Genomic DNA, 26,653 nt, shown 5'->3' on the forward strand with positions numbered 1-26,653 from the left:
GAAAATCTCCTCCGCCAGTTGCGCCAAATCTTTGTTCGGGTACCGGGTTTCCATCTTCCAACTTTTTCCTATCTTTGCAGCCATAAAAAGTTCTTTGAAATGTTAGGAAGAAGACAAATCCGCGAAAAAGTTGTAGAATCGCTGTATTCTTATCACCAAAATCCCATCAAGTTTGATGTTTTAGAGAAGAATATGTTCTCGGAAATCGAGAAAATTTATCACCTCTATATTTATCAGTTGAATTTTTTGGTCGCGTTAAAAGATTTGGCAGAAAGGCAAATTGAAATCGGGAGAAACAAATACCTGAAAACGGAAAACGAAATCAATCCCAACCAAAAATTCATCAACAACCAAATCCTGAAAAAAATTGAGGAAAATGATGAACGTCTTGATTTCACCTCGAAACATCAGGAACTGAAATGGGACATCTACGATGACCTTTTGGTAAAGACTTTCCAGCGAATGACTGCTGGGAAACGTTACCAGGACTTCATGAAGGAAGAAGGCTATTCTTTTGCGGAAGATCAAAAATTCATCGGGAAACTGTTTTTGAGATATATTGCAGAAAACGAAGATTTCCATGATCACTTGGAAGAAAAGGAAATGAGCTGGGCAGATGATTTCCACATCTCGAACTCCATGATCCAGAAAACGATTGGCTATTTCCGGGAAGAGGAACCAAGCCACACCTTGATCAAGATGATTAAAGATGATGAAGATCGCGAATTTGCTTCAAAACTTCTGAGACAGACCTTAAACCATTGGGAGGAAAGCGAAAAGAAACTGGAATCCAAACTCGAAAACTGGGATATGGACCGGATTTCTCTGATGGACAAAATCATTTTGATCGCCGCGATTACTGAAATTGATTTTTTTCCATTAACTCCTGGACGAGTAATTATCAACGAATATATCGAGATTTCCAAAGTCTTCTCTACCGACCGCTCCAATATTTTCATCAACGGAATTTTAGACAAATACACCAAAGAAGTAAACCGAGATTAGTGAGCCAGAATAAAAAAGTTTAGAATATGTTCTTACTTTGCTGTTTTATTGGCCATCCACGTTTTGAAAACATTACAAAAAATAAAAATGAAAAATTTAGTTAAACTATTACCGCTTATTGCAGCACTTACCTTGACAGGGTGCAAAAAAGACCAGAAAGCTGATCAGCTCATTGAAGAAACAAATTTGGTGGAAACACCTGCTGTAGCCACGCAAGACGAAATGGTGAAAGAAGCACAGTCTAAACCGCTTACTACACTGGCTCTATCAGAATCCAACTTCGAATTCGGGAAAGTGAAAAAAGGAGAACATGTGCAGCATGTGTATGAAGTGACCAATACCGGAAAGAATCCGTTGATCATTTCGCAGGTTAAACCTGGATGCGGATGTACTGCACCTGATTATACCAAAGATCCAATTCTTCCGGGACAAAAAGGATCGATTACTTTGAAATTCGATTCCTCCAATTTTGATGGCTTGGTCAACAAACAGGCAGAAGTTTTTGCCAATGTGGAAAAAGCGCCGATCGTGATTACTTTTTCTGCAGATGTGCAGCCTAAATAACCCTAATAAAATTTAATAATGATAACAATATTTTTACAGGCAGCTGGAGCACCAGAAAGTTCGATGATGCCTACGCTTTTGATGATGGGCGCTATGTTCGTGGGATTCTATTTCCTGATGATCCGTCCACAGATGAAAAAGGCAAAACAGGAAAAAAACTTCCAGCAATCGCTGAAAGTTGGAGCCAGAGTGGTTACAACTTCCGGAATGCACGGAAGAATCGCACAAATCCAAGATGATGGTGTGATTATCGAAACCCTTTCGGGAAAATTAAAATTTGAAAAAGCGGCAATCTCCAGAGAATTTACACAGCAGAGATTTCCGGATACTGCGGAAGAAAATAAGTAAGATCTTCGCCAAGAAATTTTAAGGCAATCGTTTTTCGGTTGCTTTTTTTGTTTTAGGATTTCAAGGATTTTCCCAGAATTTTTTGCCGCGAATTCACGAATAATGCACAAAAAGATTATTTGTGCATCGGTGGATATCTGAATGGAAATCAAGAAAAAATCAAAATCAGCAAACTCGCCACAAATATTCTGAAAATTGTCACCAATGGATAAACCTGCGCATAACTCTGAATCGGAATATCGGAATCCAAATAATTCGTACTGAAAGAGAGCGCCGCCGGATCGGTGTAACTTCCGCTCATTATTCCGGCAAGTTGCAGAAAATTAATCTTCATCAAAAACCTACCGATAATTACCATCGTGATCAAAGGAATGAACGTAATTGCAGAACCAAAAAGCAGCCAGTTCCAACCATTATATTTGATGAAGTTTTCATAGAAACCATCTCCTGCATGAATTCCCACAGCTGCGAAGAACAGGCAAATTCCTAAATCTTTCATAAAGTAAATTGCGCCGTTATTGATGTAAGAATGGATGAAAGAAATCCCGCCGTACCTCGAAATTAAAAGCGCTACAATCAAAGGTCCGGCTGCAAATCCCAATTTGATGGGAACCGGAAGACTTGGAATAGCAATGGGAATAGAACCTAAAATCACCCCCAAAAATAGTCCTCCAAAGAGGGACAGAAAATCGGGTTCAAGCAATTTTTTTTCAGAATTTCCGATAATTTTCTCCACCTCTGCAATCGCTTCGTCAGAACCGATTACCCTCAATTTGTCACCGTAATATAATTCTAGTGAAGGTCTTGCCAAAATTTCTCTTCCTGCCCGGAAAACCCGAGTTACCTTTAAATCATAAGTGTTGAACAAATCGAGTTCTGCCAGATTTTTATGGATGGCAGATTCTTTGGTGACGAAAATGTTTTTTTTGCGCAAATCCGAATCCGACTCAATAAACAAATCCGTGGAAGGTCGCCCCACTTTTTCAATAAATTCATCAACATCTTTTTCAATTCCAACCAACATCAAAACGTCTCTCTCACGAAGTTCCATATCCAAAGTAGGAGATTGCACTGCTTCACTTCCGCTGTGTTTCAATCTGGAAATCACCAGTTCTTTTCCCAGTTCCTTCATCACCTGGTGAATCGTTTTGCCAAAAAATTCAGGATTGGTAACGCGCATTTTTTTGTGAATTAGTGGCAGTTCGCGATTTATTTTCGAGATCCGGAACTGTCGCATTTCTGCATCGTTATCTATTCTCAGTAAAACCTTTGACAAGATAATAGTGCCGATAATCCCGAAAACACCAAGCGGATAAGTAATGGCGTAACCGATCGTCGGATCGTTGAAAACCCTTTCCGGAAATGAGTTTTTAATTTCTTCGATCGTATTTTTCGCTGCTCCCAAACCCGGTGTGTTGGTTACGGAACCACTCATAATTCCCACCAAATCTTCAATTTTCAAACCCGTGAATCGGTAGAGGATTACGGTGAGAATTCCGCCCAAAAGTACGGTGGAAACTGCGAGAATATTAAACTTCAACCCTTCATTTCTAAAGGACGAAAAGAATGACGGACCCACCTGCAAACCGATTCCATAGACAAATAAAATTAGCCCAAAATCCCTGATAAAATCTAAAATCTGCGGGTTGATCCTATAGCCAAAATGACCTAAAAGCAATCCGGTAAACATCACCGCCGAAACGCCGAAAGTGATTTTTCCCAGTTTTAATCTGCCGAAGAAAATTCCCGTGCCAATCGCAAGCATAATTGCCACGATGGATTGCGTTACGGTGGGGTTTTCCACGGGAAGCAGCAAAATTTTCAGCCAGTCAAACATAATGGAGATTTTATACAAAATTAAGATTAATACGATGGATTGAATCTGAACCTAAAGTGAACTTTGTCAGATTTCGGGTTTTACTTTTTCAAAAGTTGAAGCCCGATTCCACAATTCAGACAGTTTTTCTTTTGGCAATAGTTTTTGTGATGAAATAGCAATGCCTGACTTTCCAGTGCGCTTTCAACGGGAACTTTCAGTGATTTCCAACCTTCAATGACCATGTTTTTTTCGGGAGAAATATTTCGGTAAAAATCAAGTATTTCGTCACTGATGTTTTCATCTGAATTTTTGTGGTACGTATATTTTATGGGTAAAATCGCATTGATTAAAACAAGTTCAACGAAATCTTTCGTTATCGCTTTTTCACTTTCAATTGCTGAAGTCTTGCCAAAATTAAAACGTTTTTTCCAATATGCGCTTGCTTTCACATTTTCAAATATTTGATAAATATGCGCTATTTTTTTTGCCGAAATCAGTTGGGAAAACAGATTTTGATTTAAGTGATAAAGTGAGGCAAACTGCGAAAGTCTGATGGTGGGAAAATTTGGTGGACGAAGTTTAGAGAATTTTGGGTTAAAACGTAAATCCGGAAGATTAAATTTGGTGTTCAGAAAATCGAATTCTCTTTTCCAGATCTTCATTTGCTCGTCTTCGGGGGTTTTCAACCAGTCGCTCATTCCAAAAAATAAAGCTTCGAGCTGGGTGAGGTTTTGCCGGATTTTATTGACCGTGATGAAGTCCAGACTTTCCGCCATTTGTTTGAAAATCGGTGCATTGACTTTCAAACCGAATGCATAAGCCAGGTTCTGAAACAGAACTGCCTCGTAATTGTTTTGGTTGAGTCTGAGCGATTCCTCAATCTCGATGGATTTTTCATCAAGTTTTTTAAGCATAGATTCTTCCCGGAAATTGACTGGAATTTTCTTCGCTTCGAAAATGCTTTCACAAGCGATGAACTGCGTTTCTTTGAGCATCGATTCATATTTCCAAAGGAGGGTATCATCGATGTATTTTTTCAGTTCGAGGGTGGGAATGTTTTTCTCCTTTAATTCGGCTATCTCCATATCGTTGATGAAAACGGCGTGAAGAATGAGGTTTTCAAATTCGGGATTGCCGGAATGTTGGTGAAAAATCCAGTCCGAAGATTTTATGTGTAGTTCTATGTTTCCGACCAAAACTAAATTTTTCGTTTTGATTTTACCTAAAAGAAAATCCGGTCCGGAATCAAAATTCCACTTCCCAAAATGGAGGATTTCCAGCTCATTTCCTTCCACATCCTTAAAATCAAAATTTTTAAAAATCTTGAAATTCCAGAGGTATTGAAGCAATTTTTCGTTCACCGCCAAAAAATTTTACTTTAAAGATAGTGAATTATCTGAAAATCAATATGCCACAAATACACTGATTCCGTTTCGGGTATTTGTGAAAAAAATAGGTCATGGACTATCCCAAGGAATCAGCTTTACTCTTTGAAATGTTTTAGGGTTTCCTCATACATTTTCTCATAATGCGGCAGTATGTTTTTCAGGTCGAATTTGAGTGCCTGTTCTTTGGCATTGTGTTTCATTTTGGCCAGTAGTTTTTCGTTGCTCAAAAGTTTGATGGTGTAGTTGCTCATCGCTTCCACATTTCCGATTTCTGCGAGATAACCGGTTTCGCCTTGAATATTGACTTCCGGGATTCCGCCTGCATTGGAGGAAATAACCGGTGTGCTTGCTGCCATCGCTTCGAGTGCCGCCAAACCGAAACTTTCCTGTTCGGAAGGAAGCAGGAAAACATCTGAAAGTTGCAATATTCTGTATAAATCGTTTACTTTTCCAAGCAAGCGGATTTTCCCGATAAGGTCGGGATTTTCTTCCATGAACCCGTTGATTTTTTCCATATCCGGACCTTCACCGATGATGATGAGTTTGGAATTTACCCGGGAATTTACATTTTTAAAAATCTGAAGAACATCTTCCACACGTTTCACCGGACGAAGATTCGATACATGGATTAGAATTTTTTCATCATCATTGGCGAATTGTTTTCTTTGGCAGCAGTCATCCTCCTTAAATTCAGTGTTGTCTATGAAGTTGGTGATGACTTGTATTTCTTTCCGAATATTGAAGAATTTCAAAGTGTCTGCTTTCAAGCTTTCCGAAACGGAAGTCACCGTGTCACTCTGATTGATGGAGAATTCCACCGCATGCTTGTAACTGGGATGTTGGCCAACCAAAGTGATGTCTGTCCCGTGTAGCGTGGTAACCAAAGGGATATCTTTTCCTTCCTCCTTCAGCATCTGTTTCGCCGTGAACGCTGCATATGCGTATGGAATCGCATAATGCGCATGAAGCAGATCTAGTTTGTAGAGGTTTACTACGCGGTAAATCATCGAACTCAGTGCAATATCGTACGGTTGATATTGGAAGAGTGGATAAGTCTGTACATTGACTTTATGAAAAAAAATATTGGGATTCGTGATATCAAGTCTTGCAGGAAGTGCAGAACTGATGAAGTGCACTTCGTAACCTTTATTGGCAAGCGACATTCCAAGTTCTGTGGCGACGATCCCGCTTCCGCCGTAGGTTGGGTAACAGAGTATTCCGATTTTCATAAAAATGTTTTCTTAAACTAATTATTAACAGAAAATGTGTGGGTCAAAATGGCGAATGATCCTCTTTTGTCCCTTTTGTTTTTAACTGATTGATCTATCTTATTTTTTCGCGGTATCCAAATCCATTCCCATCCCTGCTTTCAGTTGAGGATTGACCAAAACCGGAAGTCTTCCCCAGATTTTCGTTTTTCCGTTTAAAGCATTTGCGGTGGAAATCATCGAATCCTCATTATTTTCGTAAGCCACTAAAACGGTGGAAACATTTGAAATATCCACATCTTTCAATGCATAAGCGGAACCGAAAACGTTCAGGATGACATTTTGGTCCTTGCTTAAATCGGTCAATATTTGCTTTGAAGAATCCGAGATTTTATATGGTTTGTATGCCGTGGAATTATCTTTATGAAAGCCCACCATCACTTTGGAATTGGCAGGAATTGTGGAGATTTCTTCCGGTTTTTTAATGATGATGGTTGTTCCCAAATTCAGTTGGTCCAGAAATGTTTGATACGGCGCTTCTTCCAACGGAACATAATAGTAGGTTTCTTTGCAGTTTAAGGGCAAAAGTTTCTTTTCATCCTTCAACAAGGTCAGAGCGTTGGAGTACATTTTCTGCACGAGTTTCTTGTGGGAATCGTTGTTCAGGTCGTAATTGATGTTTTCGGGATTTCTCGGCTGGTATTTGTTTAAGCCTAAAAAATATTTAGTCAAAAGAATTTTCTTCACGCTTTCTTCCAGGCGGTTTTGGGAAATTTCATTTTTATCGATGGCCAACTGAATGAGCCGTTTCCCCTCTTTCACTCCATCAGAAAAAAGCATAATGTCGTTTCCGGCTGTGAAAGCGAGCGCATCCAATTCTCCTGGTTTATAGCGTTTCGCTACGGCTCCCATATTGAGAGCATCGGTAATGATCAACCCTTTATAGCCAAGTTTTTCTTTTAGCAAACCGGTAATAATGTTTTTTGAAATTGAAGCCGGAATGTTTTTGCCGGATTCCAATGCGGGAACATATAAATGAGCCACCATCACTCCGCCAATACCTTTATCCATCAATGCTTTGAAAGGAGCTATTTCCACTGAATTCAACCGGTTTAAATTGTGGGAAACCACCGGCAGATCCAAATGGGAGTCGGTATCGGTATCGCCGTGTCCCGGGAAATGTTTGATGGCCGCCAAAATTTGGTTGTCCTGTAAACCGTCAGAATAGGCGAGTGCGGAACTCACCACATTGGCAACTTCTGAGCCGAAACTACGGTTTCCGATAATCGGATTATTGGGATTTGTGTTGACGTCTACTACCGGTGCGAAATCCCAGTTAATTCCCATTCTGTGTGCATCTTCTGCAATTTTTGCGGACATTTCTTTGATTAAATTCTTGTCCTGAATCGCTCCCAATGTCATGGCCCAAGGAAATTTGTGTGCAGTGGCAATTCTTTGGAACAATCCCCATTCTGCATCCATTCCGATCATCAGCGGAACTTTTGATTTCGATTGGAATTCATTGATCAGACTAATTTCCCGTGCAGCATCGTCCTGCATCAGAATGAGTCCTCCGATTTTTTCACTGAGGACAATGTTTCTTACATGATCAATATAATCTTCGCCTTTGTTCGTATAAAGCGCAATGATGAAAAGTTGTCCCAGTTTCTCATCCTGAGAAAGCGAGTTGTAGGTTTTTTCAACCCACTCATTTGCCTTTTTTAATTCTGATGGGGAAAGATTTTTGGGATGATACTGCGCAAATGCTTTTGCTGCAAAAAAGAGGAAAATGAAAAGTGTAATTTGACTTTGGACTTGTTTCATGATCTATAAAGTGATGCCAACAAAATTACAATTTTTAAATTTCAAATTGTTAGAAATCGTGGCATGCATCTTGAGATATCTATTATCAACAATGAAAATATTTAAAGAATGAGAAAATATCTTTTACTTTTCGGAATGGCAATTGCCACTTTAGGAACACTTTCCAGCTGTGTGGATAGAACAACAAATGTGGCACCACCACAGCAAGATGATGACACTTATCCGATCATGGGAGACGTGAGCGGAAGTTTTAATGCGGCAAACCAATATACCATTGATGTCGGAATAACTAATGCGGCTACTAATGTGGTGCTCGTTTATAGGAAGTATAATGCCGGAAATTCTGGTGCTCCTGTTTGGCAGATCCTACCAGATACGGTGAATCTGACCAATAACCGCTCCATCAAATACAGTTTTCTATTTGATACCAAAAATGTAGAAATCTATGCGGACACGAATTTTGATCCGGCAACATTGACCATCGCTGAAGCGAATACTTATATGAACAACCAGACTTTCAGGATCGTCCTGATTCCGGCATCGCAGGGAAAAAATGCTGAGGTGGATTACCGGGATTACCAAAGTGTCATCAAATATTACCATATAGACGAGTCTAAAGTTCGTAGTTTCTAATCATGTGAAAACGCTCCATATTGAACCGGAACCTGGAGGTATTTCTTCAGGTTTCCTGATTTGATCATGGGTTTTTACGTAAAAAGTAGTATTTTTACTTTCTCTTTAAATTGAAAAATTATGAGCGTACATATCGCGGCAAAGAAAGGTGAAATCGCCAAAACCGTTTTACAACCTGGAGATCCTCTTCGTGCAAAATTTATTGCCGATAATTATCTTTCCGAAGTGAAATTGGTCAGCAAAACCAGAAATGTTTACTACTACACAGGGCTTTATAAAGGAAAAGAAATTTCTGTCGGCGCAAGTGGAATGGGAATTCCAAGTATAGGAATCTATTCTTATGAGCTTTATTCGGAATTTGATGTGGAAACCATCATCAGAATTGGAACTTGCGGAGCTTATACCGATGATCTGAAATTGTTTGACGTGTTAAATGTGGAAAATGCCGCGAGCGAATCCACCTACGCAAAATTTGCTTGGGGAATCGAAGGTGAAATCATCGGAAACCAGGGAAAATCCTTTCAAAAAATCAATGAGACGGCGAGAGAGTTTTCATTAAACATCAAGCCTGTAAACATTCATACCAGTGATATTTTTTACAGAAAAGATCCTGCAATTCCGGCGGTGGCAAAAAAGTACAACTGTCCTGCCGTTGAAATGGAAGCTTTTGCCTTGTTTGCCAATGCAAAATATCTTGGTAAAAACGCATCCACAATCCTTACCGTTTCAGACATTATTCCTACGCGTGAACAGATTTCTGCGGATCAACGGGAAACCGCGCTCAGGAAAATGATGGAGCTCGCTTTGGAAACGGGATTGAAGCTTTAATCGGTTTTTTCAGCAGAAGGGTGGTCTACATTTTTTGCATCCTCATCAATGAGAAGGTGGCCAAAGAAATTTTTCTTTACCTCTAAATAACCTTTACTTTCCTCGGTAGAATGAATCTGCAAAGGAATTCTTTTGTTAAGGTGAATATTGCTGCTTTGTACTCCTTGCAGTTTTTCGGGATTGTTGGTCAGAAGGTTGATGTCTTTGACGCCTAAAATATTTAAAATCTCGATGGCTTCATTAAAGTCTCGATCATCCGCCGGGAGTCCCAGTTTCACATTGGCTTCCACGGTATCAAAACCTTTTTCCTGCAGGGAATATGCACGAAGTTTGTTGATGATTCCGATATTTCTTCCTTCCTGCCGCAAATAGACGATGATTCCTCCGTTTTCTTCAATGTATTTCATGGCGGCGTCTAATTGTTGGCCACATTCGCACTTTCTGGAATGGAAAACCTCCCCTGTTATACATTCAGAATGGATTCGGACATTTACTGGTTGAGTGAAATCTGTATTTTGCGCCACAATCGCCATGTGCGGCATCCAATCGGATTCATTTTCTGCAAATGCGATGATCCTGAAAGCCCCGTATTCGGTTGGCACATTGGCTTCAGCCTGGATTTGTAACATAGAGGTTCTTAATTTTTACTCGAAGATAATGAATCTTTTGGGAAATTGCTTTCCAAAAGTGAAATGTTGGTCTTAATCCTTACCAGATAACGGTTCAGAACCTGATCTTCATCGGGTTTAAGATGTTTTCTCAGGCTTTGAATCTTTTTATAGGACTGTTCGTATTTTCTGTATGATCGATCCAGACCGTTGATGTTGTAGGCTTCCATCGCGCCGATATATTCCTTCAGGTGATATTTTAGGTTTGCGACTTCCTTATTCACTGCCTCATTTTTGAATTTTGGAAATGTGGCGATCAAATTGGAAATCTCTGATGAATAAATGATGAGGTTTTTCTTGATGCTGTAACCGGTTTGGATGGTTTTGCTTTGACCTTGTGCGGTTAAGAAAGATTCGGTAACCGGCGAAAGATTGACCTTTTCTATGGAGCAGGAAACTGCAAGTACAATGATAAAAGAGAAACCTATGTTGAACTTAGCCATTTTTCTGATTTTGATAAAGGACCGGGTTAAGACTTTCATCATTATACATCTTCATCTGTTTGTATACTTTCATCTTAACTTTACCGTTCTCAATATCAGAAATCAACTGGTTTATTGCTTCAGAGAGATCTTTTTTCTGCTCGAGCAGGATATTCAGTTTTTCTGTGCATTTTAGTCTATGTTCTTCAGTTGCAGACTCTCTATTGGCTTCTAGCGCCATATGATAAACTTTCAGCGCCAAAATCGATAATCTGTCCACTGCCCAAGCTGGAGTTTCCGTGTTGATTTTTGCATCAGAATTTGGAGTGATCTGATTGAGTTTGTGCAGAAACCAACTGTCTATAAACTCCACTAAATCAGTTCTTTTCTGATTGGAAGAGTCTATTCTTCTCTTAATCTTTAAAGCGTCAACCGGGTCAATATTTTCATCACGAATGATATCTTCCAAATGCCATTGAACGGTGTCAATCCAATTCTTTGCATACAAAAGTTGTTCCAAACTTCCGTTTTCAAAAGGATTATTTTCCCCGGAATCCACATCATCCTTAACGTGGTAATCCGAAATTGACTGATCAAAAATTTTCCAGGCCTTTTCGCAAAAATCCATGCTCAAACTTTTTTAATTGTTTTTTTCTGGATTAGACTTCGGCTCATCTGCCGGTTTTTTGTCCTCTTCTTTCACCGCATCCTTAAATTCTTTGATTCCAGAACCTAAACCTCGCATCATTTCAGGGATTTTCTTTCCGCCGAAGAGTACGAGCAAAAGCAGTGCGACGATCAAAAGGTGTTGCCAAGAAAGCGCTAATATTGTTAGTGTAAACATTGTTGAAATTTTCTGTAAAGTTAAAGTTATTTTTTAATTTACCCAACCCAGTGGATCAACCGGGTTGCTTCCGTACCAGATCTGGAAATCAAGGGTGTAAGTGCTGTCATAATCTTCGGCAACGGTTCCTATGGAGGTTCCTGCTGCAACATTCTGATTTGCGGAAACCATGGTGGAAGCTAAATTGGCATAAATGCTGAAGTAATCGCCATGTTTTACGATCACCGTTTTGGAACCATCACCGGAAGCAACCACCCTGGAAACTGTTCCCGGAGCAATGCATTTCGCCACTGTGCCTTTGGTCACCGCGATTTTGATTCCGTTATTTTCTTCCACAATATTCTTGAAAACCGGATGGGGTTGTCTGCCAAATCGGTGCGTAATTTCTCCTGAAACAGGCATGCTCATTCTCCCTTTGTTGGCCGCAAAATTGCTTCCCACTGCTGAATTCACCCCGAAATTCGTCATTACCTTTGTTTCGGCGGCTTTCTTTTCGTCTTCATTTTTCTTGGCCAAATTTGCTTGTGCAGCGCCTGCTGCAGCGGCTTTGTTTGCGGCGGCTTTTGCCAATGCTGCTGCATCTGCTGCTTCTTTTGCAGCAGTTAATCTTCTTGCTTCGGCTTTTTCCGCGTCTGCGGCTCTTCTGGCGTCTTCAGTTTTTTTGGCATCTGCTGCGGCTGCGAGTCTGGCTTTTTCAGCTTCGTCTGCGGCTTTCCTGTCTGCGATATCTTTTAATCTCTTTGCTTCTTCATCAGCTTTTTTCTTTTCTAGAGCCAAAGCTTCCAACCTTGCCTTGTTTTCAGCTTCAATCTTTGCCTTTTCCTTCTCGGCGGCGATTTTTGCCAGACGAATCTTTTCAGCTTCTTCTTTTTTTCTGGCCTCTTCGTTCGCTTTCGCAATTCTGATTTCTTCCGCAATGATTGCACGGATCTGTCCCTCTAGTTTTTTGGATTCCGCTTGTTTTTGCTTCAATTCTGCGGTAAGCTGGACTTCATTTTTCTTGAATTCTTCCAAAAGTGATTCCTTCTGCTTTCTTTCAGCCTCAATGGTGAGCAAGTCTTTTTGCTGGTTAGTGAGGATGGTTTCCTTATCTTTTACCGACTTTTGCCTTAATGCAATGCTTTGCTTCAATTTCTCAGCGGCGCCAGATATTTCTGCAGCTTTTTTATCCTGGTAATCAGCGTAATCTTTTAAATACTGAACTCTTCTCAGTGCTTCACCGAGATTTTTGGAGGACAAAATAAAGGTCACCTTATTTTGTACCCCTTTATTTTTGTAGGCTTTCACTAAAACTTCCGCATAATTTTTCCTTAAAACCGCAAGTTCCCGATTCTGGCGGTTGATTTCCAACTGACGAAGATAGATATCATCCTCAATCAGCTTTTTTTCTTTCTGGGTATTGGAATACACCTTTTCCCGAAGCTGAATTTTTTTGTTCACTTCGTTCAGATAGGCAATGGAAAGTTTTGATTGTTGCTGAGTTTTTGCCAGATTGGAGTTGATCGCGGCGATTTGTTTTTTCAGTTCCGCATTTTGCTTTTGAAGCTGTTCCTTTTTCTGGGCAGACAAAATTCCGAACAGAAAAATTCCCATTAAAAAGCCTATTTTCTTAATCATCTAATCTCAGTTTTCGTGTAATTATTGGGGACGGAATAAGGGGTGTCCATTCTAGAACTGTCAAATTTCGTATTTTCCATGAAAATCTGACTTGTTTTTGTACCTTTTATAATTATTTTAACATATTTTGGCATTTTCATGTTTTCGAAATTTTCATAGTCTGCATAAGAGATTTCCAGTTGGTCGCCGGTCTTGATTTCATTCAGAATGACTTTTATTAAATCAAAATCAACTGAATAATCAAGAGAAACAGCATATTCCGATATTTTTCCCTTATTTTCGAATTTCATATTTTTTGTGGAGCTCAAATTGTAGCCTTGTGCATTTCTGGTAAGCACAAAATCTTTTTCATTCACCGGAATAAATGTTCTTCCCAGCAATAAATTTTGCAGCGAATTATAATCTATGAAATTCACGTTCAACAAGTTGTTCAAATATGTAAAATCGGACTCGATGTAGGTTTTGTTCCACTTTTCGTAACCGCGGATTCCTTCCGGAGTTGCCATTCCACGACCAACATTCAGAATGACAGCGACCAAATTCATCCAAATTTTTTGACCGTTTTCAAGGTAGATCGTCGCATCCAATGTGGGGATATAACTTCCGGTTTCCACATTGACTCTGGAATTGATTTTCACCTGCTGGAAATCTGGTTTCATTTTAATTTTGTCAAAGAATTCAGTACTGGAGCTGACTGGCGCATTGGAGCTGATTGGTGCATTGACCGCAGTTTTTGTTTTGCAGGAAATGACCAGAATGAAAGTCAGCAGCGCTAAAATATATTTTTTCATTATTTTACTTCTAGATGTTATTGCCTAAAGTTTTGCAATATTAACGCCAAACCACACAAATTGTTTTGTGTGGCTTGATTTGAGATTTTTGTGGGTTGGTTTATAAAATTGCCTAAAGCCAAAATCATGCTTAGTCCACGTCCTTCGAGAGGAAATCCAAAACGGAATAATCACCCAGCGATATTTCTCGCGCCACTCCGAAATATTTGGCGCAGCTGCCGATCATGGAGTTGCTCAGATTTCCGTGGTCGATTACGGTGTTTTCTTGGATCAGGGAATTATCGATATTGGAATTGATGATCATGGTATTATTACCTATCGACGCGAAAGGTCCTATTTTAGAGTTGGAAATGGTCACGTTCTCACCAATGAAACAAGGTGGAATAATGAGCGAATTCTCAATTTTTGCAGATGCCGGATAATTAGAAAACGCTTCTTTTTCGTAGTTTAAAACTTTTCCGTTGGTTTCCACGGTGGCATTTTTGTTTCCGCAGTCCATCCAATCGTCAACTTTTCCTAAGGAGAATTTTGCACCTTTTTGCCGAAGATTTTCAAGTGCCGTTGTTAACTGAAATTCCCCGCCTTCTTTGATGTTGTTGTTCATGATGAAGTTGATTTCATCCATCAGCTTTTCTGCCGAATGGAAATAATAGATTCCTATAATCGCCAAATCGGAAACAAAAGTTTTCGGTTTTTCCACGAAATCAGTGATGAAGCCATAATCGTCTAATTTCACCACTCCAAATGCGGTTGGATCTTCCACTTTTTTCACCCAGATGACGCCATCGGAATTTTTGTCAAGTTGGAAGTCTGCCTTAAATAAAGTGTCTGCGAAAGCTACCACCACATCTCCCTGCATTGATTTTTCAGCACATTTGATGGCGTGTGCGGTTCCCAGTGGCTCATCCTGAACGTAGATACTCCCTTTAGCGCCTAATTTTTCGGCAATCTTAAGCAGCGATTCTTCCACATCAGAACCGAAATCTCCAATAATGAAAGCGATTTCGTCAATTTTTTCTCCTGCCACTCTCGCGATGTCTTCCACCAATCTTTGCACAATCGGTTTTCCGGCGATTGGGATTAAAGGTTTTGGAACAGTGAGTGTGTGTGGTCTTAAACGGGAACCTCTTCCCGCCATCGGAACGATGATCTTCATAGTTTTTTTAATTTTTTAAAATGTTTTGAATGGTGTTTAGGATGGGTGGATTTACTTTGAAGTACTTCCGAATCCGCCTCCACCTCTTTCTGTTTCGCTGAGTTCAGAAACTTCTTCCCAAATGGCGCTTTCGTGTCTTGCGATTACCATTTGAGCGATTCTGTCGCCGTCATTGATGGTGAAATCGTCTTTTGACAAATTTACCAAAATTACTCCGATTTCTCCTCGGTAATCCGCGTCCACAGTTCCCGGAGCATTCAGGACGGTAACTCCATTTTTAATGGCTAATCCGCTTCTGGGGCGTATTTGAGCTTCATAATTCTCCGGGAGTTCGATAAAAAGTCCCGTAGGAATCAGTTTCCTTTCCAATGGTAACATGGTGATGCTTTTGTCTAGATTCGCGTAGAGATCCATTCCTGCAGAAAGTGCGGTTTGGTATTTCGGTAATGCGTGTTTACTTTTATTAATAATTCTGATTTTCATGCTAACTGTTTCTTAATCTGTGTAAATTGTCTTTTTCAAGGTAAAAAACCAGTGCTAAAAATACGATTAATAATGTGTTCCCTAAAATAAAATTTCCATCAAATACATAATAGGACAAAACCGAAAACAAAATGCTCAACCCCAAATATCCCAAAATTTTCTTCATATTATAGGGAACCGGATAATAATACTGGCCAAGAAAATAGGATACTGTCATCATGGAAAAATAGCTTAAGAAAGTACCCCAAGTTGAAGCCCAATAACCATATTTAGGAATAAAATAGAAGTTCACCAAAATGGTGACCAGCGCTCCCAAAATCGAGAGGTATGCGCCAAAAATCGTTTTGTCTGAAAGTTTGTACCAAACTGACATGTTGAGATAAATTCCCAGAAAAACAGCTGCCATTAATACAATGGGAACAATGGGAATTCCTTCGTTATAAGCCGGATTCGAAAGGTAAAGTTTTCCAAGCCAGTCCAGATTTGCACAAAGCGCAAGTAAGATTACACTGTTCACAATGACAAACATGTCCATCAGTTTTGCGTAAGAACGACCGGAGTTTTCATTCTTGGCATGAGAGAAGAAGAACGGCTCGATTCCCAAAAGATAGGCCTGTCTAAATAAAGTCAAAAAGGTAACAATTTTGCAAACCGCACCATAAATCGCCATTTGTTCAGTGTTGATGCCGTCTGGAAGCAGGTATTTCAGGAACTGTCTGTCCATGGTTTCGTTGATTACGCCGGCTAAACCGGCGATCGTAATTGGCCAGGAATACGCCATCATCTTTTTCCACAAATCCCAACTGAAGGCGTTAATCCGAACTGATTTTAATTCCGAAAACAGCAACAAAAAAGTAACTGCACTCGCCACGAGATTTGCCACGAAGACGTAACCTATTCCAAATTCTTTGTCATAGCTGAATCCAAGTATTCCGTGCTTGCCAAGTCTGGGTAAAACTACGATGAATAAAACGACCAGCAGGAAATTGATGATTCCGTTGATGATTTTGATGGCGGCATATTTTTTGGGGCGACCCGTTTTTCTTAAAATCACAAACGGCATTGTGGAAAGTCCGTCCAATCCGAGAACGAAGAGCATCATCGTCAAAAGGTTGACCTGGTCAGGAGTCTTGAATGCAATCGCCAGATCTTGCCGGAAAATGTAGCAGAACAGCATGAAAAGAAACGAAGCTCCCAGCACACTGATTGTTGCGGTGGATATCAGTTTTCGGCCGTCATTTTCTTTTTCCGCAAAACGAAAAAAAGTGGTCTCCATTCCATGAGACAGCAGCACAATGATGATTCCCGCAACGGAATAAAAGTCGATGAAAGGAGCAAGTGCCTTCGGACCAAAAGCATGTGTTACAAACGGACTGATGATGAAAGGGAATAGCCGGATAATCACTGTGCTTAATCCGTAAATAGCAGTTTGTCCGAGTAATTTCTTATACAAGATGTGTTTATTTTCCGCAAAGGTAATTATTAGTTTTATTTCCTCATCAATCGGTTAAAGAGATTACTTTGGTGCGAGGAAATAATTATAACTAAATTTACCCTGTAATTAATCATTGGAAAAAGTCATGAAAACCCTAATAAAAAATGCCACCATCGTGAATGAGAATCAGATATTTATTACTGATCTGCTCATTGAAAACGATGTCATTTCCAAAATTGGCAAAAACATTTCCGAAGAAGGCATTGACAAGGTAATTGATGCGACAGGAAAATTTCTGCTTCCAGGAATTATTGATGACCAGGTGCATTTTCGGGAACCCGGACTCATTCACAAAGGCGATATCGAAAGTGAATCCAGAGCTGCGATTGCGGGTGGAATCACCAGTTTCATTGAGCAGCCGAATACTGTCCCGAATGCCGTAACTCAGGGGATTTTGGAAGAAAAGTACAAAATCGCAGCACAGAAATCTTTCGCCAATTATTCCTTTACGATGGGCGGCACGAATGACAATCTGGAAGAAGTTTTAAAAACAAATCCCAGAAATGTTGCTGGAATCAAACTTTTCCTCGGTTCGTCCACCGGAAATATGTTGGTTGATCATCCGGAAACTTTGGAAAAAATCTTTAGTGAGTGCAAGATGTTGATTTGCGTTCATTGCGAAGACGAAGGAACGATTAGAAGAAATACCGAAATCTACCGCGAAAAATTCGGTGACGATATTCCAATGAAATATCATCACTTAATCAGAAGCGAAGAAGCATGCTATCTGTCCTCGTCAAAGGCAGTGGAACTTGCCCGGAAAACAGGAGCCCGGCTTCACGTTTTCCATGTTTCCACGGCGAAAGAACTGGAACTTTTTAGAAATGACATCCCATTAAAAGACAAAAAAATTACTTCGGAAGTCTGCATCCATCATTTAACTTTTTCGAATGATGATTATGAAGAGAAAGGAACCTTGATCAAATGGAATCCGGCCATTAAAACAGAAAAAGATAAGGAAGCACTTTGGAAAGCAGTTCAGGATGGAAGAATTGATGTGATTGCCACCGATCATGCGCCGCATACTTTGGAAGAAAAACACAATGTTTACACCAAAGCACCTTCCGGAGCACCAATGGTTCAGCATGCTTTATTGGTGATGCTCGAAAATCACAGAAACCGAAAAATCACCCTGGAAAAAATAGTTGAGAAAATGTGTCATAATCCTGCAATTCTTTTTCAGATTGAAAAACGCGGCTTTATCCGGGAAGGGTTCAAAGCCGATTTGGTTCTGGTGGATTTGAATACCGAATGGACGGTTTCCAAAGAAAATATCCTGTACCAATGCGGGTGGAGTCCCTTGGAAGGAATGACTTTTCATTCGAAAGTCACCCACACTTTCGTGAATGGTTTTCTGGCTTATGAAAATGGAAATATTTCAGCCGAAAAACATGGTGAAAGATTGTTGTTCGAGAGGTGATTTTGGGAGCAGCTCTTTTTGTTTGATCAGACAGTTTGTTTGGAACCAGCTTTTTTGTGGAGGAAACCATGATTTTAAGCCTTTCAGAGATGATTACTTCACTTGCAACGCAATTTTTTTTTTGGTCAAGGGAATGGTTTCCAGTCTGGAAAAGTTGTGATATCTTTGAATTTATAACTTCAAGTAAAAAAAATTCTTGCGCTCAATCTGCTAGACTTCAGATTAAAATATTAGAAAGTCCCGAAAAGTGAAACATTTTAGTATAAATTTACACATATAAATAAATATCAACTCAATTTAATATGATCAGGAAAAAATTATTGATGCTTTCTGCTGTAGCAATTATGTTTTCTGCAAATGCGCAGGAATACCAATGGAAGGAAGCAAAAAGTGGCGGTTACACTTACCGGTATGTGACCAATGATCCAACACAGGCACGTTTTTATACTCTTAAAAACGGACTTACCGTGATTCTTAGTCCAACAAAAAAAGATCCGAGAATTCAGGCGTTTGTTGCCACCAAAGCGGGTAGCAAGACCGATCCTTCCACAAATACCGGTTTAGCGCATTACTTGGAGCACATGCTATTCAAAGGTACAGATCGATATGGATCACTCGATTGGGCAAAAGAAAAACCGGAACTCGACAAAATTGATGCACTTTATGAGCAATACAACAAGTCCAAAAATGAAGACGAGAGAAAGAAAATCTACAAGAAAATAGATTCGGTTTCCGGAGTCGCATCTAAATATGCGATTGCCAATGAATACGACAAAATGATGACCGCAATGGGCGCTCAGGGAACCAATGCGTGGACCAGTTTTGAAGAAACCGTTTATACGGATGATGTGCCATCAAGCGCTTTGGATAAATATCTCGCTGTTCAGGGAGAGCGTTTTCGAAATCCGGTTCTGCGAATTTTCCATACTGAACTGGAAGCAGTTTATGAAGAAAAAAACCGTTCTTTGGACAGTGACGGAAGCAAAGTTTTCGAAACCCTGTTTTCTAATCTATTCAAAAATCACAATTATGGAAAGCAGACCACCATCGGTACGATTGAACATTTGAAAAATCCATCGTTGGTAGAAATCCGTAAATATTTCAATACCTATTACGTCCCCAATAATATGGGTGTGATTATGTCTGGAGATTTTGATCCGGATCAGGCGATCGCGAAAATCGACAAAACATTTTCTTACATGCAAAGCAAACCGGTGCCGAAATACACTTTTCAACCAGAAGAACCCATCACAGCTCCCATTGTGAAAGAAGTGGTAGGTCCGGATGCTGAAAATATCGGCATTGCTTTTAGACTTCCTGGAAATAAAGACAAGGACGTTCTTTTGGCAGATTTGGTTGGCGAAATTTTGACTAATGGAAAAGCAGGTTTACTCGACTTAAACCTGGTAAAACAGCAAAAATTGTTGAGAGCAAGTGCATTCACATTTACTCTTCAGGATTATGGGGTTCTTTGGCTGAATGCGGCTCCAACTACCGGTCAAAGTTTGGAAGAAGTTCAGAAGTTGGTTCTCAATGAAATCGAAAACCTTAAAAAAGGGAATTTTGATGCCGATCTTTTGCCTTCGATTGTAAATAATATCAAGAAACAGAAAATTCAGTCTACTGAAAAGTATGGAGACCGCGCCAGACTTTTGCAGAGCGCATTCAATGATGAAATTGACTGGAAAGATCAGGTTGCATATGTGAACGATCTTTCAAAAATAAAGAAGGAAGACGTCATTGCATTTGCCAATAAATATTTAGGAAATAATTATGTAGCTGTTTTGAAAAGAAAAGGCGAGAATAAAGATTCTCAAAAAATCGACAAACCGGCCATTACACCTGTGGAAACTAATGCGGACAAGCAATCCGCTTTTGTGAAGTCGGTGAATGATTTGCCTGCAATCCCTTCGGAACCAGTTTTTCTGGATTTTGATAAAGACATCCAAAAAGCGAAGTTAGGAAATGCAGAAGTTCTGTATGTCCCGAATAAGGACAACCAACTTTACAGATTGCGTTATCGATACAAAATCGGTACTGGAAACGATTTGAAGCAGTCTTTGGCTTCGCAGTATTTACAATTTTTGGGAACTGACAAAAAATCATCAGAACAGATTTCCAAAGATTTTTACAAAATTGCTTCCAGTTTCAATGTTGCAGCAGGTGAGGAATATACCACGGTTACCATTGAAGGACTTCAGGAGAATTTCGACCAGGCGGTGAAATTGTATGAAGATTTGATGTTGAATGCAAAACCCGATGAAACGGCACTCGCCGCACTGAAAGCTAGAATTTCAAAAGCAAGAAAAGATGCGAAAGCCAACAAAGGAGCTATTCTTCAAGGTTTGACGAGTTATGCATTAAACGGTGCAAAAAATAAGTTCAACTACACATTTTCTGATGAAGAATTAAATGCGATTACTGCGCAAGAGTTGGTTGATAAAATGAAAAACCTTAATAATTACGAGCAAACCATTATTTATTATGGTCCGGAATCTTTGAAAAATCTCACAGCAAAGCTGGCGAAGGTCCACAAAGTCCCTGCAAATTTTATGCAACCAAATCCATTGAAAACTTTTGCCCAAATTCCACAAACCAAAAATCAGGTACTGTTCACGGATTATGATATGGTTCAGGCAGAAACGAGATGGATCAGAAACACCTCGAAATATGATGCTGCAAACACTGCGATTGTTACCGTTTTCAACAACTATTTCGGCGGAGGAATGGGATCTATTGTCTTCCAAACCATTAGGGAGAGCAAGGCATTGGCTTACAGTACTTATGGATTCTATGTGCAGCCGGCAAAACAATCCGACGAATATTATATGATGAGTTATGTGGGCAGTCAGGCGGACAAATTCAATGACGCTACCTTGGCTATGAACGAACTCCTTACCAAAATGCCGGAACTTCCCGTCAACTTGGAATTGGCAAAAACATCTGTGAAGAAAGATATCCAAACTGAGCGAATCATGCAGGACGACATCATTTTCCGCTATCTCGGTGCACAGCAACTTGGATTAAAAGGCGATATCCGGAAACAAGTTTATGCAGCTGTAGACCAAATTTCAATGGATGACCTCAAGAAATTCCATGCGACCAATATCTCCGGAAAACCATACACCTATGCTTTGGTCGCATCAGAAAAAAAGGTAAATATGGATGAGGTGCAGAAACTTGGCGAAGTGAAGAAGATTTCTTTGGAAGAACTTTTCGGATACTAATTCCATCAAAAAAAAATCATAATGAACTGTTCCTTATTTGGGGCAGTTTTTTTTGAATCTGATCGCCAAATCCTGTAAAGGCCCCGAATTTTCGGAAGATCTTCCAAAAAGGGTGGAGATCATGTATGCTTTGCATTCGACTCAGTTGTTGAGAAAGGATGTTTATGCTTAACTTTAGACTTTCAAATCGCCAATATATGGTGGTTCAATTTAAACTTAGAACAAAAATGAAATACACAGAAGGAATGCTTCGCGAAGGAGCACTAAAAAATAAAGTCGCCATTGTAACCGGTGGTGGAAGCGGATTAGGAAAAGCGATGACCAAATATTTTCTGGAGCTGGGTGCAAAAGTGGCAATCACATCCAGAAATCTGGAAAAATTACAGAATACCGCCAAAGAACTCGAAGACCAGACCGGCGGAAAAGTACTTGCTGTGGCGTGTGACGTGAGAAATTGGGACGAAGTGGAAGCCATGAAAAATACGGTGATCAAAGAATTCGGTCAGATTGATATCTTGCTGAACAATGCAGCAGGAAACTTCATCGCACCGACCGAAAGATTGACGCACTCTGCATTCGATTCCATTTTGGATATTGTTTTGAAAGGGACAAAGAACTGCACGCTCTCGATTGGGAAATATTGGATTGAAAGTAAAATTCCAGGAACGGTTCTCAATATCGTCACCACTTATTCGTGGACGGGTTCCGCTTATGTAGTTCCATCCGCCTGTGCAAAAGCCGGAGTTCTTGCAATGACCAGAAGTTTGGCGGTAGAGTGGGCGAAATACAACATCCGTTTCAACGCAATCGCACCGGGTCCGTTTCCAACGAAAGGCGCCTGGGAAAGACTATTGCCAGGAGATTTGGCTGAAAAATTCGACATGCGGAAAAAAGTTCCATTGCGAAGAGTTGGCGAACATCAGGAGTTAGCAAACCTTGCAGCGTATTTGGTTTCGGATTATTCTGCTTACATGAACGGCGAAGTCGTCACAATCGATGGTGGCGAATGGCTGCAGGGAGCGGGAGAATTCAATATGCTGGAGCAGATTCCACAGGAAATGTGGGACATGCTGGAAACGATGATCAAGGCAAAAAAGTCAAATTAAAACTTTAAAATAAAGAAAACAAAAAACGCTCTGAGAATCAGAGCGTTGCATCAAAATTTGTAGACCCACAGGGATTCGAACCCCAGATGACTGAACCAAAATCAGTAGTGTTACCGCTACACCATGGGTCTGTTCTTGTTTTGAGTGGTGCAAATTTAATAATATTTTTTAGTTAGGCAAAAAATAATGCTCAAAAAAGAAGCATTTTAAATATTTGAGATCAAAGTGTTTTCACCTTTTTTTTGTTTTTCGAAAAAATCTGTTGTGAAGACATTGATTTAATCCGTATTTTTGAAGAAATAATATTAAGAAATGAGCAGTATAGAAGATAAGAAGAAAGCACTCGCATTGGTGCTTGACAAGCTTGATAAAACCTACGGAAAAGGAACCGTGATGACTTTGGGAGATGACTCGGTGGATACTTCAATAGAGGTGATTCCTTCCGGTTCTCTGGGTTTGGATTTGGCGTTAGGAGTAGGAGGTTATCCAAAGGGAAGAGTCATTGAAATTTACGGTCCAGAATCTTCCGGAAAAACCACTTTGACTTTGCATGCGATTGCTGAAGGTCAAAAAATGGGCGGAATTGCTGCGTTTATTGATGCGGAACATGCTTTCGACCGACATTATGCTGCAAAACTGGGAATTAATCTGGATGATCTGATTATTTCACAGCCCGATAACGGGGAACAGGCGTTGGAAATTGCGGATAATTTGATTCGGTCGGGCGCAATCGACATTGTAGTGATCGACTCCGTAGCAGCGTTGACGCCAAAAGCTGAAATCGAGGGTGAAATGGGTGATTCCAAAATGGGACTTCACGCAAGATTAATGTCTCAAGCGCTGAGAAAACTGACTGCGACTATTTCCAGAACGAAATGTACGGTGATTTTCATCAACCAATTAAGGGAGAAAATCGGCGTCATGTTCGGAAATCCTGAAACTACTACCGGTGGAAACGCATTGAAATTCTACGCATCCGTAAGAATTGATATCAGAAAAGCAAGCGCACCAATTAAACAGGGCGACGAAGCGGTAGGAAGCAGAGTGAAAGTGAAAATCGTGAAAAATAAAGTAGCTCCACCTTTTAAAATGGCGGAATTTGACATTATGTACGGCGAAGGAGTTTCTAAGGTTGGGGAAATCCTGGATACCGCTGTAGATATGGGAATTGTGAAGAAAAGCGGTTCTTGGTTCAGCTACGAAGATACCAAACTTGGCCAGGGTCGTGATGCTGTGAAAGATATGCTGAAAGACAATCCGGATTTGGCGGATGAGTTGGAAGAGAAAATCAAGCAACATATTCACGAATCGAAATAGATATAAACGGCCGCAAAAAGCGGTCGTTTCTTTTTGGCTTTGTCAGCGCTTAAAGCGGTGAAAACACTTGTCACAATTCTGTCAAAGGATTCCAAAGAATTTTCTTGAAATCCTGAATCTTATTGTCTTTTACGACCACTCCCTCTTTTCCGAGTTTGCCTACAAAATCCCGCAAACAGCTGGCAGTGATGTGTCCTGAAGAATTGCAGACCCGATGTGCGGGGAAATCATCACCATAATCTCGCAATACATTTCCCACATGTCTGGAGTGATTGGGATATCCTACTGCTTTTGCAATCGCACCGTAGCTGGTGACTCTTCCGGGAGGAATCATGCGAATGATTTCATAAACCTGTTTTTTGAAAAGTGAGTCCATTTTGAATAGAAAATTTTGAAGCGATCAGCAAATTTACGTTTTTCAGATCGGGAAGGGGGCGCTCTGAGGAAGCTCTTCCAAATAGACAGGGAGCGCAAAAAATGTGATTTTGTGGCGACCAACGGTTGAAAGGAGAACCGCCCGTGTTGATAGCCCCGATCGCAGTATTGTTTGAGCTCTTTTTTTTCATTGCGAGCGCAAACATTTCAAAAAATTGCATCACTTTGACCGCAATGAAAAAAAAAGCGAGTACGGAGAGCGGGACAGAATTTCGAACGAAGAAAAGACCTTCAAGCTCCTAAAAAAAAATCGCCTCTACTAATGAGACGATTTTCCTGTTTTGTAATTCGTATTTCGCATTATGCTTTAAGAATTTTCTAAAATATATTGGAACATCAGCGGTGCGCAAATTGTGGCATCGCTCTCTACAATGTATTTCGGGGTGTTGATATCGAGTTTTCCCCAAGTGATTTTTTCGTTGGGAACCGCACCCGAATAGGAACCGTAAGAAGTGGTTGAGTCTGAGATCTGGCAGAAATATGACCAAAACGGGATGTCTGTCATTTCCAAATCCTGATAAAGCATTGGTACGACGCAGATTGGGAAATCGCCCGCAATTCCGCCACCGATTTGGAAGAATCCAACTCCCTTTCCGGCCGAATTTTTCGGATACCAATCGGCAAGGAAAGTCATGTATTCGATTCCGGATTTCATGGTGGATGGTTTCAACTCACCTTTGATACAATAACTGGCGAATATATTGCCCATGGTGGAATCTTCCCAACCTGGAACCACCATCGGCAGGTTTTTTTCGGCCGCAGCAATCATCCATGAATTTTCACGGGGAATTTCGTGGTATTGCTCCAGAACTCCGGACAAAATCATTTTATACATGTATTCGTGTGGGAAATATCTTTCGCCCTTATTGTCGGCATCTTTCCAGATTTCGTAGATGTGTTTCTGTAATCTTCGGAACGCTTCTTCTTCCGGTATGCAGGTATCGGTAACGCGGTTCAATCCTTTTTCCAGCAAGTTCCACTCTTCCTGGGGAGTGAGGTCACGGTAGTTTGGAACTCTTTTGTAATGCGAATGAGCAACCAAGTTCATTAAATCTTCTTCCAGATTTGCACCTGTACAAGAAATAATTGCGACTTTATCCTGTCGGATCATTTCTGCTAAAATTTTTCCAAGTTCTGCGGTTGACATTGCTCCCGCTAATGAAATCAGCATTTTTCCACCGTCTTTCAAGTGGGCAACATATCCTTTGGAAGCGTCCACCAAAGCGGCGGCATTGAAATGCAGGTAGTATTTTTCGATGAAATCAGTAATCGGTTTATTCATTTTTCTAAGGTTTTGGCAAAGATAGGGATTTAAGAGCCAAGTAAAAAGGGTCAAGAACGAAGTAAATAAAGCGAATTTTTCAGTAATTGAGCCACGGACAAAATTGCGGTGAAGTTCTGATTTTCTAGAAACAAAGGTGTATCAAACTCGGGAATTAGAAAGCCGTCTCACCATTTGAAACGGCTTTTGTAAAAAATGAAATTACGATTAAGTGTGTTGTATCCAGGGCTCTACCTTCAGGATTTCGATTTTTCTTTCGCCTTCTTTGAATGGCCATTCGATGATATCGCCCGCTTTGTAACCTACTGCAGCGAGTGCAATATCCGATAAAATGGAATATTTGTTTTTTTTAGGTTTAGCCTTCACGGATGAAACGAAGATGTATTCGCGTTCATCATCATTGGTGTGGTCTTTTATTGTGACTTTTCTGTCCACAGTGACCACGTCTTCCGGCAAGTTGCGGCGCAAAACCTGCTGTGCGCTCCTCAATTCGCTTTGAAGCCTCGTTTCTTCATTAATACTTACTTTTTTTCTCCGAAGATGTTCTTTGATGGCATCATAAACTCCGGTAGTTAATATTATGTTTTCTGACATTTCTATAATTATTTTTAGATTAAAGGTGAATGCGCCTCCAAATATGACCCGGCATGGAAGTGCGGGATATGATCATCGTTCCAATTTTGAAACGATCAATATAAATAGGTTGAGCGTTGAGTAGGTCCCTGTCGCGGATCAGACAGGGTTTAGTTGATGAACTCCTTTGAGTTTTTCAG

The 26,653-nt window shown here is 40.2% G+C and carries 25 protein-coding genes and 1 tRNA gene; 9 read left to right on the forward strand and 17 right to left on the reverse strand.

Annotation, left to right across the window (positions count from 1 at the left end; all coding sequences use genetic code 11):
• Positions 1-99: 99 nt before the first annotated feature.
• From nusB to yajC, 3 genes are all read left to right on the forward strand, one after another.
• Positions 100-1,005: a transcription antitermination factor NusB gene (nusB, locus tag L0951_RS10295; protein ID WP_234111162.1), complete on the forward strand. Its 906-nt coding sequence runs from the start codon at positions 100-102 to the stop codon at positions 1,003-1,005.
• An 87-nt stretch (positions 1,006-1,092) separates the two neighbouring features.
• On the forward strand, positions 1,093-1,569 hold the full coding sequence (locus L0951_RS10300) for a DUF1573 domain-containing protein (RefSeq protein ID WP_234111163.1): 477 nt from the start codon (positions 1,093-1,095) through the stop codon (positions 1,567-1,569).
• A gap of 18 nt (positions 1,570-1,587) precedes the next feature.
• The gene (gene yajC / locus L0951_RS10305; RefSeq protein WP_234111165.1) at positions 1,588-1,917 is read left to right on the forward strand and encodes a preprotein translocase subunit YajC; all 330 of its coding nucleotides are present in this window, start codon (positions 1,588-1,590) and stop codon (positions 1,915-1,917) included.
• Between the two features lie 148 nt (positions 1,918-2,065).
• Here yajC and L0951_RS10310 read toward each other — a convergent pair whose 3' ends face one another.
• The 4 genes from L0951_RS10310 to L0951_RS10325 all read right to left on the reverse strand — a co-directional run bounded on the left by L0951_RS10310 (position 2,066) and on the right by L0951_RS10325 (position 8,156).
• Positions 2,066-3,754 (reverse strand): putative transporter, encoded by a 1,689-nt coding sequence (locus L0951_RS10310; protein ID WP_234111167.1) that lies wholly within the window; start codon positions 3,752-3,754, stop codon positions 2,066-2,068.
• An 80-nt stretch (positions 3,755-3,834) separates the two neighbouring features.
• Positions 3,835-5,097 carry a DUF2851 family protein gene (locus tag L0951_RS10315; RefSeq protein WP_234111168.1) on the reverse strand — a complete coding sequence of 421 codons (1,263 nt, stop codon included), beginning with the start codon at positions 5,095-5,097 and terminating at the stop codon, positions 3,835-3,837.
• Positions 5,098-5,219: 122 nt separating this feature from the next.
• Positions 5,220-6,353: an N-acetyl-alpha-D-glucosaminyl L-malate synthase BshA gene (gene bshA / locus L0951_RS10320; protein WP_234111170.1), complete on the reverse strand. Its 1,134-nt coding sequence runs from the start codon at positions 6,351-6,353 to the stop codon at positions 5,220-5,222.
• 99 nt (positions 6,354-6,452) lie between these two features.
• The gene (locus L0951_RS10325) at positions 6,453-8,156 is read right to left on the reverse strand and encodes a glycoside hydrolase family 3 protein (RefSeq protein WP_234111171.1); all 1,704 of its coding nucleotides are present in this window, start codon (positions 8,154-8,156) and stop codon (positions 6,453-6,455) included.
• 108 nt (positions 8,157-8,264) lie between these two features.
• Here L0951_RS10325 and L0951_RS10330 point away from each other — a divergent pair, with 108 nt between their 5' ends.
• Positions 8,265-8,789 (forward strand): hypothetical protein, encoded by a 525-nt coding sequence (locus tag L0951_RS10330; protein ID WP_234111172.1) that lies wholly within the window; start codon positions 8,265-8,267, stop codon positions 8,787-8,789.
• Positions 8,790-8,909: 120 nt separating this feature from the next.
• Positions 8,910-9,617: a purine-nucleoside phosphorylase gene (gene deoD, locus L0951_RS10335; RefSeq protein ID WP_234111173.1), complete on the forward strand. Its 708-nt coding sequence runs from the start codon at positions 8,910-8,912 to the stop codon at positions 9,615-9,617.
• On the opposite strand, the gene ribA is transcribed toward deoD, so the two are convergent.
• From ribA to L0951_RS10380, 9 genes are all read right to left on the reverse strand, one after another.
• Entirely contained in the window at positions 9,614-10,246 is a 633-nt protein-coding gene (gene ribA / locus L0951_RS10340) for a GTP cyclohydrolase II (RefSeq protein WP_234111174.1), read from the reverse strand. The genes deoD and ribA overlap by 4 nt on opposite strands.
• Positions 10,247-10,254: 8 nt before the next feature.
• Positions 10,255-10,728, reverse strand: a complete 474-nt coding sequence (locus tag L0951_RS10345) for a hypothetical protein (RefSeq protein WP_234111175.1) — start codon at positions 10,726-10,728, stop codon at positions 10,255-10,257.
• Entirely contained in the window at positions 10,721-11,335 is a 615-nt protein-coding gene (locus L0951_RS10350) for a DUF4254 domain-containing protein (RefSeq protein WP_234111177.1), read from the reverse strand. The genes L0951_RS10345 and L0951_RS10350 overlap by 8 nt, the downstream gene beginning before the upstream one ends.
• Positions 11,336-11,347: 12 nt before the next feature.
• Entirely contained in the window at positions 11,348-11,551 is a 204-nt protein-coding gene (locus tag L0951_RS10355) for a twin-arginine translocase TatA/TatE family subunit (protein WP_234111178.1), read from the reverse strand.
• 33 nt (positions 11,552-11,584) lie between these two features.
• Positions 11,585-13,168, reverse strand: a complete 1,584-nt coding sequence (locus L0951_RS10360; RefSeq protein WP_234111180.1) for a murein hydrolase activator EnvC family protein — start codon at positions 13,166-13,168, stop codon at positions 11,585-11,587.
• Complete coding sequence (locus tag L0951_RS10365) at positions 13,165-13,959, reverse strand: DUF4292 domain-containing protein (RefSeq protein ID WP_234111181.1); 795 nt, start codon at positions 13,957-13,959, stop codon at positions 13,165-13,167. The genes L0951_RS10360 and L0951_RS10365 overlap by 4 nt, the downstream gene beginning before the upstream one ends.
• 130 nt (positions 13,960-14,089) lie before the next feature.
• Entirely contained in the window at positions 14,090-15,115 is a 1,026-nt protein-coding gene (locus tag L0951_RS10370) for a sugar phosphate nucleotidyltransferase (RefSeq protein WP_234111182.1), read from the reverse strand.
• 51 nt (positions 15,116-15,166) lie between these two features.
• The gene (gene dut, locus L0951_RS10375; protein WP_234111184.1) at positions 15,167-15,598 is read right to left on the reverse strand and encodes a dUTP diphosphatase; all 432 of its coding nucleotides are present in this window, start codon (positions 15,596-15,598) and stop codon (positions 15,167-15,169) included.
• Between the two features lies 1 nt (position 15,599).
• Positions 15,600-17,051, reverse strand: coding sequence for an oligosaccharide flippase family protein (locus L0951_RS10380; RefSeq protein WP_234111185.1), 1,452 nt, complete (start codon positions 17,049-17,051; stop codon positions 15,600-15,602).
• A 127-nt stretch (positions 17,052-17,178) separates the two neighbouring features.
• On the opposite strand from L0951_RS10380, the gene L0951_RS10385 reads away from it, so the two are divergent.
• From L0951_RS10385 to L0951_RS10395, 3 genes are all read left to right on the forward strand, one after another.
• A complete protein-coding gene (locus tag L0951_RS10385; protein WP_234111187.1) occupies positions 17,179-18,513 on the forward strand; it encodes a dihydroorotase in 1,335 nt (444 codons plus the stop codon).
• A gap of 302 nt (positions 18,514-18,815) precedes the next feature.
• Positions 18,816-21,740, forward strand: a complete 2,925-nt coding sequence (locus L0951_RS10390) for a M16 family metallopeptidase (RefSeq protein WP_234111188.1) — start codon at positions 18,816-18,818, stop codon at positions 21,738-21,740.
• Positions 21,741-21,967: 227 nt separating this feature from the next.
• On the forward strand, positions 21,968-22,846 hold the full coding sequence (locus L0951_RS10395) for an SDR family oxidoreductase (protein ID WP_234111190.1): 879 nt from the start codon (positions 21,968-21,970) through the stop codon (positions 22,844-22,846).
• 60 nt (positions 22,847-22,906) lie between these two features.
• Here L0951_RS10395 and L0951_RS10400 read toward each other — a convergent pair.
• Positions 22,907-22,977, reverse strand: a tRNA-Gln gene (locus L0951_RS10400).
• A gap of 181 nt (positions 22,978-23,158) precedes the next feature.
• Between L0951_RS10400 and recA the strand changes: the two genes are divergently transcribed.
• The gene (recA, locus tag L0951_RS10405; protein ID WP_234111191.1) at positions 23,159-24,163 is read left to right on the forward strand and encodes a recombinase RecA; all 1,005 of its coding nucleotides are present in this window, start codon (positions 23,159-23,161) and stop codon (positions 24,161-24,163) included.
• A gap of 70 nt (positions 24,164-24,233) precedes the next feature.
• On the opposite strand, the gene L0951_RS10410 is transcribed toward recA, so the two are convergent.
• The 3 genes from L0951_RS10410 to L0951_RS10420 all read right to left on the reverse strand — a co-directional run bounded on the left by L0951_RS10410 (position 24,234) and on the right by L0951_RS10420 (position 26,474).
• Complete coding sequence (locus L0951_RS10410; protein WP_234111192.1) at positions 24,234-24,539, reverse strand: MGMT family protein; 306 nt, start codon at positions 24,537-24,539, stop codon at positions 24,234-24,236.
• 366 nt (positions 24,540-24,905) lie between these two features.
• Complete coding sequence (locus L0951_RS10415) at positions 24,906-25,880, reverse strand: deoxyhypusine synthase family protein (protein WP_234111193.1); 975 nt, start codon at positions 25,878-25,880, stop codon at positions 24,906-24,908.
• A 207-nt stretch (positions 25,881-26,087) separates the two neighbouring features.
• Entirely contained in the window at positions 26,088-26,474 is a 387-nt protein-coding gene (locus L0951_RS10420) for a GreA/GreB family elongation factor (protein WP_234111194.1), read from the reverse strand.
• Between the last annotated feature and the right edge of the window lie 179 nt (positions 26,475-26,653).

Source organism: Chryseobacterium sp. R2A-55 (assembly GCF_021401085.1).
In the GTDB taxonomy this organism is placed as follows: domain Bacteria; phylum Bacteroidota; class Bacteroidia; order Flavobacteriales; family Weeksellaceae; genus Kaistella.